The sequence below is a fragment of the Frigoribacterium sp. CFBP9029 genome (assembly GCF_034045305.1).
Classification (GTDB): Bacteria; Actinomycetota; Actinomycetes; order Actinomycetales; family Microbacteriaceae; genus Frigoribacterium.
The window spans coordinates 1-11,018 of the sequence record NZ_JAXCWB010000011.1 but is presented as its reverse complement, the minus strand read 5'-3'; the positions used below and the strand labels follow the sequence as shown (position 1 = coordinate 11,018).

At 73.8% G+C, this 11,018-nt stretch carries 11 protein-coding genes and 1 tRNA gene; 4 read left to right on the top strand and 8 right to left on the bottom strand.

The annotated features are described in order from the left end of the window. Nucleotides 1-88: 88 nt before the first annotated feature. The 3 genes from lysA to argS form a co-directional block, all read right to left on the bottom strand. Nucleotides 89-1,492, bottom strand: a complete 1,404-nt coding sequence (gene lysA, locus SOM11_RS13050; RefSeq protein WP_320478304.1) for a diaminopimelate decarboxylase — start codon at nucleotides 1,490-1,492, stop codon at nucleotides 89-91. Nucleotides 1,493-1,572: 80 nt separating this feature from the next. Then, entirely contained in the window at nucleotides 1,573-2,325 is a 753-nt protein-coding gene (locus tag SOM11_RS13045) for an LmeA family phospholipid-binding protein (RefSeq protein ID WP_320478303.1), read from the bottom strand. Continuing rightward, a complete protein-coding gene (gene argS / locus SOM11_RS13040; RefSeq protein WP_320478302.1) occupies nucleotides 2,322-3,986 on the bottom strand; it encodes an arginine--tRNA ligase in 1,665 nt (554 codons plus the stop codon). The genes SOM11_RS13045 and argS overlap by 4 nt, the downstream gene beginning before the upstream one ends. A 144-nt stretch (nucleotides 3,987-4,130) precedes the next feature. Here argS and SOM11_RS13035 point away from each other — a divergent pair, with 144 nt between their 5' ends. Continuing rightward, entirely contained in the window at nucleotides 4,131-4,784 is a 654-nt protein-coding gene (locus tag SOM11_RS13035; protein ID WP_320478301.1) for a hypothetical protein, read from the top strand. A gap of 37 nt (nucleotides 4,785-4,821) precedes the next feature. Here SOM11_RS13035 and SOM11_RS13030 read toward each other — a convergent pair whose 3' ends face one another. Both SOM11_RS13030 and SOM11_RS13025 read right to left on the bottom strand, forming a co-directional pair. Continuing rightward, the gene (locus tag SOM11_RS13030) at nucleotides 4,822-5,580 is read right to left on the bottom strand and encodes a gamma-glutamyl-gamma-aminobutyrate hydrolase family protein (protein ID WP_320478300.1); all 759 of its coding nucleotides are present in this window, start codon (nucleotides 5,578-5,580) and stop codon (nucleotides 4,822-4,824) included. Nucleotides 5,581-5,654: 74 nt separating this feature from the next. Next, nucleotides 5,655-6,323: a pyridoxal 5'-phosphate synthase gene (locus SOM11_RS13025; protein WP_320478299.1), complete on the bottom strand. Its 669-nt coding sequence runs from the start codon at nucleotides 6,321-6,323 to the stop codon at nucleotides 5,655-5,657. A gap of 89 nt (nucleotides 6,324-6,412) precedes the next feature. On the opposite strand from SOM11_RS13025, the gene SOM11_RS13020 reads away from it, so the two are divergent. After that, nucleotides 6,413-6,487: transfer RNA gene (locus SOM11_RS13020), tRNA-Arg, on the top strand. A gap of 17 nt (nucleotides 6,488-6,504) precedes the next feature. On the opposite strand, the gene SOM11_RS13015 is transcribed toward SOM11_RS13020, so the two are convergent. From SOM11_RS13015 to SOM11_RS13005, 3 genes are all read right to left on the bottom strand, one after another. Continuing rightward, nucleotides 6,505-7,071 (bottom strand): recombinase family protein, encoded by a 567-nt coding sequence (locus SOM11_RS13015; RefSeq protein ID WP_192058148.1) that lies wholly within the window; start codon nucleotides 7,069-7,071, stop codon nucleotides 6,505-6,507. A gap of 86 nt (nucleotides 7,072-7,157) precedes the next feature. After that, a complete protein-coding gene (locus tag SOM11_RS13010) occupies nucleotides 7,158-7,373 on the bottom strand; it encodes a hypothetical protein (RefSeq protein WP_192058151.1) in 216 nt (71 codons plus the stop codon). A 95-nt stretch (nucleotides 7,374-7,468) separates the two neighbouring features. Then, the gene (locus SOM11_RS13005; protein WP_320478298.1) at nucleotides 7,469-8,353 is read right to left on the bottom strand and encodes an EamA family transporter; all 885 of its coding nucleotides are present in this window, start codon (nucleotides 8,351-8,353) and stop codon (nucleotides 7,469-7,471) included. Between the two features lie 70 nt (nucleotides 8,354-8,423). Between SOM11_RS13005 and SOM11_RS13000 the strand changes: the two genes are divergently transcribed. Continuing rightward, entirely contained in the window at nucleotides 8,424-8,831 is a 408-nt protein-coding gene (locus SOM11_RS13000) for a hypothetical protein (protein ID WP_192058155.1), read from the top strand. A gap of 106 nt (nucleotides 8,832-8,937) precedes the next feature. Continuing rightward, the coding region (locus SOM11_RS12995) for a TPM domain-containing protein (protein ID WP_320478297.1) at nucleotides 8,938-11,018 on the top strand (2,081 nt) is incomplete at its 3' end.

The window sequence follows — 11,018 nt, the reverse complement described above, 5'->3', positions numbered from 1 at the left end:
GTTCCGTTCTCATGGGTGGGCCCGCATCGGCGGGCCCGGTTCGGTGCGGGAGGTGCGGTGGCGTCGGCGGACTGGCCCGACGGGCGTCTCAGGAGAGACCGGCGTCTCGGGCGAGGAGGTCGGCCTCGGTCTCGCCGCGGACGATGACCCGCGACTCCCCGTCGACGACGGCCACCACGGGCGGTCGCCCGACGTGGTTGTAGTTGCTCGCGAGACTCCAGCAGTAGGCGCCCGTCGCGGGCACGCCCACCAGGTCACCGGGGGCGACGTCGCCCGGCAGGTAGTCGGCCAGGACGACGAGGTCGCCGCTCTCGCAGTGCTTGCCGGCCACGCGGACGAGCACCGGGTCGGCCGAGGAGGCGCGGTTCGCGATCGCGACGGAGTAGTCGGCCGCGTAGAGGGCCGTCCGGGCGTTGTCGCTCATCCCCCCGTCGACGCTGACGTAGCGCCGCACGGCCTGACCGGAGCCGTCGTCCGCGGTGACGAGGACGTCCTTGACGGTGCCGACCTCGTACAGGGTCGTGCCCGACGGCCCGATGATCGAGCGACCCGGCTCGACGGCCATCACCGGGACGGGGATGCCGAGTCGGCGGCACTCCTGGTCGACGATGTCGGCCAGCGCCGCGGCCAGCTCGGTGAGAGGACGGGCGTCGTCGGCGCTCGTGTAGGCGATGCCGAACCCACCGCCGAGGTTCAGCTCGGGCACGTCGCCGTCGCGCAGCAGGTCGGCGTGGACGCCGAGCAGGCGCGACGCGGCCTCGGCGAAGCCGTCGCTGCCGAAGATCTGCGAGCCGATGTGCGAGTGCAGACCGAGGAACCTCAGCGACGCGCGCCCTCGGACGGCGGCGACGACCTCGGGGGCGTCGGCGAGGGGCACCCCGAACTTCTGGTCCTCCCTCGCCGTCGCGAGGTACTCGTGGGTCGACGCGTGCACGCCGGAGTTGACGCGCAGCCGGACGGCCTGCACCACCCCGTGGCGATCGGCGGCGTCGGCAACGCGGACGACCTCGTCGGCGTTGTCGAGCACGATGACGCCGATGCCCGCCGCGACCGTGCGGTCGATCTCGCCGAGCGACTTGTTGTTGCCGTGGAATCCCATCAGCGCCGGGTCGACCCCGGCCGCTCGGGCGACGGCGAACTCGCCGCCGGTGCAGATGTCGACGCGCATGCCTGCCGCGGCCACCCAGCGGGCGATCTCCACCGACAGGAAGGCCTTCGCCGCGTAGTACACCGACACCGTGGTGCCGATGCGCCCGAACTCGCGACCGAACGACTCGACGGCCTCGGCGGCACGGCCTCGGGCGTCGGCCTCGTCGACGACGTAGAGGGGGGTGCCGTAGCGGGCGGCGAGCTCGCCGACGGTCACGCCGCCGAGGGTGATCTCGCCCGAGGACTCGTCGCGGGCCGCCGTGCGCGACCAGACGGACGCGTCGAGGGCGTTGGGCTCGGCCGGGACCTGGAGCCAGGCGGGGGCGAGGGGATTCGACGACACGGGCACCTCGGTGTTCGGGGACGGCGGGATGTGGTCAGAGCCTACCGACCGCGGGGGCGGCGCGAGGCTGGCTCGGTCGGTCACGAGCAGGTGGCCTCGTCGTCGAGCACCGGCTCGGACAGGTCGAGACCGGGGCTCGACAGGTCGATCGACGCACGACCGGGTGCGACGTCGACCGCCGTGATCGCGGCACCGGTCGGCAGGTACTCGGCCACGCACACCGTGGTGGCGAAGTCGCCGAGGAACCTCGAGAGGTCGAGTCGGAGCGACGTGTCGGGCAGCGAGGCCGCGGTCGGCGTGAACGCGATCGCCCGCCCCGCGTCGGCGACGGCGGCGGAGGCGGAGACGTCGACGGGCACGTCCCCGATGATCGGCACCGCGAAGCTCTTCGTGTACGTGACCTCGCGGTCGCCGAACGTCACCGCGCCTCCTGAATCGCGGATGCCGTCGAGACGGTTGACCGTCGCGGCGTCGGCCGAGACCGTGCCCGTCGCCGCGCCGGTCGCTCCGACGAGATCGGTCGGGACGTCGACGACGTCGACCCGGAATCGGAGGGGCTCGGACTCGGAGCCCGACGACAGCGTCACGGAGTCGAGGCTGCCCCACACGAGCTGCCAGAGCATCGACGTGCCGTGGATGTCGACCTCTACGCCCGCGATGCCCGAGGTCGTCTCGATCTCGGCCGAGGCGCGGTCTTCGATGACGTCGCGGGTGACGACGTCGGCCACGACGACGAGCCCGACGAGCACCGCCAGGACGAGGGCGACGATCACGACGACGCGACCGCGGCGACGCCCCGGTCGCGCTGCCGCCGCACCGTCGGAGGCGGTCACATGCGGTCCGGAGCGGAGACGCCGAGCAGCCCGAGGCCGTTGCGGATGACCTGACCGGCGGCCTCGTTGAGCCAGAGCCGGGTGCGGTGCAGATCGGTGACCTCTTCGTCGCCGAGCGGCGTCACCCGGCACGAGTCGTACCAGCGGTGGTACGTGCCCGCCAGCTCTTCGACGTAGCGCGCGACGCGGTGCGGCTCGCGGAGCTCGGCGGCCTGGCGGACCACGCGGGGCAGTTCGGCGAGCGCGCCGAGCAGGGCGGCCTCGGTCGGGTGCGAGAGGAGCGACGCGTCGAAGGCCTCGCGGGTGACGCCGGCGGCCTCGGCGTTGCGGGCCACCGCACGGGTGCGGGCGTGGGCGTACTGGACGTAGAAGACCGGGTTGTCGTTGCTGCGTCGGGTCAGCAGATCGAGGTCGATGTCGATCGAGCTGTTGACCGGGCTGCGGACGAGCGAGTAACGACCGGCGTCGACCCCGACGGCGTCGACGAGGTCCTCCATCGTGACGACGGTGCCGTTGCGCTTCGACATGCGGAGGGGCTCGCCGTCGCGGAGCAGGTTGACCATCTGCCCGATGAGGATCTCGAGGTTGACGCCCGGCTCGTCGCCGAAGGCGGCGCACATCGCCATCATGCGACCCACGTAGCCGTGGTGGTCGGCGCCCAGCATGATCAGGTTGCGCTCGAAGCCCCGCTCGCGCTTGTCGAGGTAGTAGGCCAGGTCGCCGGCGATGTAGGCCGCCTCGCCGTCGGTCTTGATGACGACCCGGTCGCGGTCGTCGCCGAAGTCGCTGGTCTTCAGCCAGGTGGCGCCCTCGGCCTCGTAGATGTGACCGAGCTCGCGGAGGCGCGCGACCGCCCGCTCGACGGCCTTCGACTCGTGCAGGGAGTTCTCGTGGAAGTAGACGTCGAAGTCGACGCCGAAGTCGTGCAGGGACTTCTTGATGTCGGCGAACATGAAGTCGACGCCGACCGAGCGGAAGACCTCTTGTGCCTCGGCGCGCGGGAGCTCGCGGACGTCGCCGTCGTGGGTGGCCATGACGCGGGCGGCGATGTCGCCGATGTAGAGACCGCCGTAGCCGTCTTCGGGGGTGGGCTCGCCGAGTGCGCTGGCCAGGAGGCTGCGGGCGAACCGGTCGATCTGACCGCCGTGGTCGTTGAAGTAGTACTCGCGGGTGACGAGCGCCCCCTGGGCCTGGAAGACGCGGGCGAGGCTGTCGCCGACCGCCGCCCAGCGCACCCCGCCGAGGTGGATCGGGCCGGTCGGGTTTGCGGAGACGAACTCGAGGTCGATGGTGACGCCCTCGTAGTAGTCGCCCCGGCCGAACGAGTCGCCCTGCTCGACGATGACCTTGGCGAGAGCACCCGCGGCCGCGGCGTCGAGACGGATGTTGACGAAGCCCGGGCCGGCGACGTCGACGTCGGCGACACCGTCGACCTCGGCGAGCTCGCCGGCGATCTCGGTCGCCAGCTCGCGGGGGTTCGTCCCGACGCGCTTGGCGAACTTCATGGCGACGTTGCTCGTCCAGTCGCCGTGGTCGAGATTGCGCGGGCGCTCGAGCACGACGTCGGCCGGGGTCACCTCGACCTCGTCGGCGAGGCCGCGACGCTCGAGGACACCCGAGACGACGGCGAGGAGGGACGAGGAGAGTTCGGCGGGAGTCACGAGCGACGATCTTACCGTCAGACGACGGACGGGGAGCCGGGCGCCGTCCGGCATCGGACGGCATCCGACGGCACACGGCGTCGCCCGGCCGTGCCCCACGGCGTCCGATGGCATCCATAGCCTGCGTCGGAGAGGATGGTGGTCATGACGTCGACCCATCACCGCTTCCTGCGGGGCCTGGCCCTCACCGCCGTCGTCGGAGCAGCCGCCCTGCCGCTCGCGGCCTGCACCTCGGCGGCCCCGCCGACGGGGGCCCCGACCTCCGAGTCGTCCGCCGCCGCGTCCGCCGACCCGGCACCCGAGGAGTCCCCGACCGCCACGCCCCCGACGCTGGTGAGCACGCCGGTCGATCTGGACTGCGCGAGTCTCGTCGACCCCGCCTCCCTGTCCGCGCTCTACCCGGGGCTCACCGCCGCGGAGGCACCGGAGCCCGCCGCCGACGACGCCGACGCAGCCGACAGCGCCACGACACCCCCGCTCGGACGCATCGCCGCGGCCGACGGCACCCTCTGCGCCTGGACGGACGCCGCGAACGAGACCATCACCCTCGGGGTCGCGCAGTACGACGACGCCGGGCTCACCTCGTTGGCGAACGACCTCGTCGCCTCGAGCAACTCCGTGCCGACCTACGGCGTCGAGGGCTACTTCGACGTCGAGCGGGGCGTCGGCCGCGCGGAGCTGTTCCCCCTCCCCTACGACGTCGTGCTCGAGTCGACCGCGTTCGTCGAGCCGGGCTCGGCCGAGCCGATGGCCGCGCAGGTGGTGGCGGCGCTCGAGGCGACCGGCGCGACCGGCTGACCCGCGCCTCCTCGGCTCGGACCCCGCGGGGGGCGGCCTAGGCGGCGCGGACGGACGTGCGGTTCGCCAGGGCCTCGTGCCGCAGCCGTGCGAGCAGGGCGGGCAGCTGGGCCCGATCGGCGCCCGGGTCCTCCGGATGCCACTGGACCCCGGTGATCGGCGCATGCTCGTGCTCGGCGGCCTCGATAGTGCCGTCGGCCGAACGCGCCACGACGACGAGACCGTCGCCGGGTCGACCGATGGCCTGGTGATGCGAGCTGCGGACGACGGCGGTCGTGCCCAGGACGCCCGCGAGCCGGCTCGTCGGCTCGATCGCGACGGCGTGGTCGGTCATCGACAGATCGGCGGGGACTCCCCCGGTGCGATGCAGTCCGCTCTCGTCGTGCAGGTGCTGGACGAGCGTGCCCCCGAGGGCGACGGAGACGATCTGGTGGCCGCGGCAGATGCCGAGCACCGGCGTCAGCGTCTCGAGGGACCGCCGCACGAGGGCGATCTGCGCCTCGTCGGCGACGATGTCGTGCGGCCCCTCGCCGGGGTAGCCGCCCTGCGCGCCGTAGAGGTGGGGCGAGACGTCCTCCCCGCCGAGGACGACGACGGCGTCGGCCCGCGACGTCTCGCGGAGGAGGGCGTCCGCCCCGAGATCGCGGGCGGCGAGCCGTTCTGCCACCCACCCGCCGCGGGCCGCGTCGCCGAGCGCGCGGGCCACCATCGTCTGCACGTACGCGTCGTAGCGCGGAGCGTGCGGGCGGTGGCGGGTCACCTCGACGACGGCGAGGCGGAGGGGCTCGGAGGGCATGCACCCATCGTCGTCGCCGCCCGGCCGGGGTGCGAGCTCCGTGTCGCCGCGTTACGCCCTCGAACCCGGCCGGATCAGGGCCACAAGGAGGCGCGGGTCCAGCCGTCGCCGTCGCGGTCGTACCGCAGACGCACCTGATCGCGGCCGCTCGTGGCCTGCCAGAACTCGACGGACTCGGGTTCGACCCGGTAGGCCGTCCAGTCGTCGGGGGCGAAATCGGGGTTCTCGTCGATGCGTGCACGGGCGGCGTCGAGCGCGCGCCGCGCCTCCTCGGGATCGTCGATCACGCTGCTCTGCGGGAGGGCGATGGCGCCGGCCCTCGAGGCGGGGTGCCGCGAGGTGAAGTCGGACTCGCTCACCTCGCGCGGCCCGGCGACGGCACGGCCGCCCACCCGGATCTGCCGACCCCGCTCGGACCAGAAGAACGAGAGGGCGACGCGGGGCTCCGCCTCGATCTGCCGCCCCTTCGGGCTGAGCGAGGACGACGCGAACCAGAAGGCGCTGTCGACGTCCTTCAGCAGCACCACGCGGGACTCCGGCGCGCCGTCGGCGTCGACCGTCGCGAGCGTCATCGCCTGCGGCTGCGAGACACCGGCCTCGACGGCGTCGACGAGCCACTCGACCACGAGCTCGCGGGGGTCGTCCGGCGCGGCCCCGGGGTCGAGGGCCGGGACGTCGGGGTGGGGCGGCTTCGCCTCGCGCAGCCGGTCGCGGAGGGTCGGGGCGGACTCGTCGGTGCTCATGGCACCAGCGTGCTCCCCGGGGATGCGGCGCGACCGGGAGCGGCGTCGGGAGGCGCACGGAATGGCTGCTAACCTGGACGACGTCCCGAGCCCCCATAGCTCAGGGGATAGAGCACTGCCCTCCGGAGGCAGGGGCGAAGGTTCGAATCCTTCTGGGGGCACCACAGAACCGCACGGTCGACTACTGATCCGCCTCGTGATCGTCGAGTCCGCGCCGGAGAACGCGCTCGGGCACGTCGAGATGGCGGGCGACGTCGCGCATCGGCATGTCGTCGGCGAGCAGCACCCGGGCGATCCGCAGCCGGCGACTGCTCAGGGTCTGACGGCTGCGGGACATCGCCTCGCGCGCCTCCCGACGGCGCCTCGTCGCCGCCAGACCCGCCTCGGCGTCGAGCGACCGCTCGTGACCGGCCAGCGCCGACGCCGTGCGGAAGAAGAACCGACCCCAGGGGCCGATCTCGTCGATGCCGTCGTCGAGCGATCGGAAGGCGACACCGCGGTCGTCGAGCCCCGCCACGAGATCGAGCAGCGCCGCCACCGAGCCGCCCAGCCGGTCGAGCCGCGTGACGACGAAGACGTCGCCGTCACGGAGCGAGGCCAGCGCGTCGACCAGATAGGGCTGGCGCTCGCGACGCCCCGTGGCCCGGTCGATGTAGATGCGCTCGCACGCCGCCGCCTCGAGCACCGCCTGCTGCCGGTCGGGGGCCGGGTCGTCGTCCGAGATGCGGGCGTAGCCGATCACCGCCATGACGGACCCCTCTCAGAGACGAACGGCCCCGCCGAGGCGGGGCCGTGGTTCGGACGCGGTGCCGGTGGGCACCGCCGACGTGCGGATCAGGAGTAGGTGAGCGCGATGACCGCGACGTCGAGCGTGCGGTACACGCCCTCGGCACGGGTCGCCGTGCGGACCCGACCCCGCAGGACCTCGAAGCGACCCTCGGACTCGTGCACGAAGCCGATCACGCCGGCGGTGGGTGTGGACACACGGTGATACCCGTCGCCCAGGGGCACGACCTCTGCCCGGGACGTCTTCTCGAGAACGGCTCCCATGGTGTTCCTCCTCGCTTGCCTCGGACCGACTCTGGTCCGATGAGGCGAGAGTACGCCCGTACCCCGTGAGTGGGGTACAGATCATCCGGAAAACGTCATGCGGGTGGCGGCTCGGCCACCACGACCACCCGTCGACGCGCCGTGACGGTGACCCCGACGCTCGCCGCCGTCACCAGAGACAGGGCGATCAGCTCGCGGGCGCCGAGCCCCTGACCGAGCACGACCAGCCCGGCCAGCGCGGCCATCGCGGGCCCGAGACTCGACAGCACGCCGAAGACCCGGGTGGGCAGTCGCCGCAGCGCGACCATCTCGAGCGCGTAGGGGACGGCCGACGTCGCGACAGCCACGACGAGGAAGACGCCGAGGAGGCGCGGGTCGGCCATCACGGCGGCGGTCGCGTCGGCCGCGCCGAACGGCACCACCACGACGGCGGCGACCAGCATCGAGACGGCCAGCCCGGAGAGCGAGTCGGCGCGGCGCCCGAGGTTCGCGTTGGCGACGATGTAGCCCGCCCAGAAGGCCCCGGCGCCGAGCGCGAGCACGACGCCCAGCGCGGGGATCGCGCCGCTCGAATCGGAGCCGAGCACCACGACCCCGCCGAGGGCGAGCACCGCCCAGCCGGCGTCGAGCCAGCGTCGCGTCTGCACGAGGGCCACGACGAGCGGGCCGAGGAACTCGAGCGTGACGGCGACGCCGAGCGGGACGACGTCGATGGCGAGGTAGATGAGCGAGTTCATGCCGGCGAGCGCGAGACCGAGCAGGACGACGCCCAGCCACGTGCGGGTGTCCCAGCCGCGGACGCGGGGGCGGAAGACGGCGAGCAGGATGACGGCGCCGAAGGCGAGGCGGAGGGCCGCCGCGCCGAGAGGGCCGACGGCGTCGAAGTGGGTCCGCGCGAGGGCGGCGCCGAACTGCACCGAGACGATGGCCCCGACCGCCAGGATCGGGGCGGGGACGACGTCGAGGGGGGATCGACTCACGGCGGGGGTTCCTCACGGACGGACGGGGGCCTCGGGGGCCTGCGCCGCGGTGCGGCACTACGATCGTGGCATGTCCGACGCCCTGCCCGTGATCTCGTCGGTCGTCGAGATGTTCGGCTGGCTGGGGTTCATCGCGGGGACGCCGTTCTCGATCGCCGCCGCGGTCTCGAGACGCCGGGCCCGTCGGTACGAGAAGACCGTCGCCGTCGTCATCCCCGCTCCGGACTACGCGCGGGTCGCGACGGCGCGCTGGATGGACTCGTGGGGCGACCTGCACGAGACCCAGTTCGCCGACTACGCCATCGAGACGCCCGTGGAGACCGAGTTGACGGTCCATTACGACCCTCGCCGCCCCTCCTCGGTGCGAACGGACACCCCGCATGAGGACGGACACGCGTTCCGTCTGGCCGGGGGCGTGCTGCTCTCGGTCGGCGCCGTGTGCGCCGTCGCCTCGGTCGCCCTGCTCTTCGTCGAGTGATCTCGGCGCGGCGCGCACTCGACACGGCGTGACCGCCCCCGGCCGTCGCCCGGGCGACGTGTCGGTGCCCGTCACTAGACTCGGCCCCATCATCGAGGGGAGAGTCGTGGGCGTCGTCGCACGGAGTGGTCGGATCATGACGGGCATCGCTCTGGCGGGTGCTCTGGCGCTCGGAGGGACGCTCGTCGGCGCCACGGCCGCGCAGGCGGTGGCGCCGGTGGATCTCGCCGGCGCGTACGTCGTCGACCAGGCCGACGTGCTGACCGACGCCGACGAGCAGCGGGTCGAGCAGTCGCTCGACTCGCTCGCGGCCGAGAACGGCACGAACCTCTTCGTCGTGTACGTCGACTCGTTCACGTCACCCTCCGACCGCGCCGCCTGGGGTCGGGCGACGGCCGAGCAGAATCAGCTGGGCGTCAACGACGTGCTGCTCTCCGTGGCGATCGACGACCGCCTGTACGACCTCTCGGTCGCCGACGGCTCGTCGATCACCGCCGCGGACCAGTCCGCCCTCGAGACCGACGTGCTCGTGCCCGAGCTGCGCGACGGCGACTGGGCCGGGGCGGCGACCTCGCTCGCCGACGCCATCGCGGCGGACGGCTCGGGGTCGGGGTCGGGCGGCGACGACGGCTCGTCCGGGGGCGGCGACGCGACGTGGCTGCTCTGGACCCTGGGGGTGCTGGCCCTCGTCGTGATCGCCGTGGTCGTCGCCGTCGCGATCGCCCGCCGCCGCCGGCGCAACCGCGCCCTCGCCGCGGCCCGTGCCGAGCAGGACGACATCGAGCGTCGGGCGGCGGGCCTGCTCGTCGCCCTCGACGACGAGATCACCGCCGGGGCCCAGGAGGTCGGCTTCGCCGCCGCCCAGTTCGGCGACCAGGCGGCCCGGCCGTTCGCCGAGGCCCTCGAATCGGCCCGATCGAGTGCGCGGGAGGCCTTCGAGCTCCGTCAGCGACTGGACGACCACGTCCCCGACAGCCCCGAGCAGCGTCGCGAGTGGACGCTGCGGATCGTCGAGCTCTGCGAGTCGGCCGGCACGGCGCTCGACGCGCAGTCCGACGCCTTCGACGAGATGCGACGTGCCGAGGACGACGCGCCCGCCGACGCCGCCGCGTTGACCGGAGCACGCGACGAGCGCCGGTCCCGGCTGGGCGAGACGCGTGCGACGCTCGCCGCGTTGTCGCGCACCTACTCCCCCACAGCGGTGGCCACCATCACCGGCAACGTCGATCAGGCCGAGCGTCTGCTCGAGTTCGTCGACGAGTGCGCCGAGGCCGCCCGCACCCATCTCTCGGCGGGCGAGACCGGCCAGGCCGTCGCCCGGATCCGAGCCGGACGACAGGCGCTCGGGCAGGTCGACCAGCTCGCCGACGCCGTCGATCGTGCAGGAGACTCGCTGGCGACGGCTCAGAGCCGGATCGGCGCTCTGACCGCCGAGCTCCGCACCGATCTCGACACGGCCCGTGCCCTCGAGCCCTCGGCCGCTCCCCGCGGGGTGGACCTCGCGGCGACGGTCACGACGGTCGACGCCGCCCTCCGCTTCGCCGCGGAGAACCCCGCCGACCCCTTGGCCGTGCTCGCCCGGCTCGACGACGCCGACACCCGGGTCGATGCGGCCCTCGCGGCCGTCCGCGACGCCGAGACCGCTCGGCGTCGGGCCCAGGCGGCGCTCGATCAGGCCCTGCTGTCCGGGCGCAGTCGGATCAGCGCCGCCCGCGACTTCATCGAGACCCGCCGCGGTGCCGTGGGGCCCGGCGCCCGGACGCGCCTGTCGGAGGCCGAGCGGCACCTGGCCACCGCCGTCTCGCTCGCCACCGTCGACCGCGACGCCGCCCTCGGCGAGGCCCACCTGGCCAACCAGGCCGCCGAGGCGGCCTCGAGCGAGGCCGCGTCCGACGTCTCGTCGTACCAGCAGGGTTCGCCGTTCGGCGGGGGTGGCGGCTACGGCGGCGGCGGGGGCCGCGGGTCGGGCGGAGCGGATCTCGGCGGCATCGTCACCGGACTGATCATCGGCGGGCTCTTCAGCGGCGGGGGCGGCGGGGGCCGCGGCTTCGGCGGCGGCGGGGGCTTCGGCGGCCGCAGCGGCGGCTTCGGCGGAGGCGGTGGCGGCGGCTTCGGCGGAGGCGGTGCCGGCGGCGGCGGTGGCGGCGGTGGGGGGAGGCGGTCCGGCGGGGGGCGGGTTTGGCCCGG

Coding starts and splice junctions, on each gene's coding strand:
- SOM11_RS13025 (WP_320478299.1), bottom strand. CDS start 6,323: ATGAGCACCGACGAGTCCGCCCCGACCCTCCGCGACCGGCTGCGCGAG.
- SOM11_RS13030 (WP_320478300.1), bottom strand. CDS start 5,580: ATGCCCTCCGAGCCCCTCCGCCTCGCCGTCGTCGAGGTGACCCGCCAC.
- SOM11_RS13000 (WP_192058155.1), top strand. CDS start 8,424: ATGTCCGACGCCCTGCCCGTGATCTCGTCGGTCGTCGAGATGTTCGGC.
- SOM11_RS13010 (WP_192058151.1), bottom strand. CDS start 7,373: ATGGGAGCCGTTCTCGAGAAGACGTCCCGGGCAGAGGTCGTGCCCCTG.
- SOM11_RS13035 (WP_320478301.1), top strand. CDS start 4,131: ATGACGTCGACCCATCACCGCTTCCTGCGGGGCCTGGCCCTCACCGCC.
- SOM11_RS13015 (WP_192058148.1), bottom strand. CDS start 7,071: ATGGCGGTGATCGGCTACGCCCGCATCTCGGACGACGACCCGGCCCCC.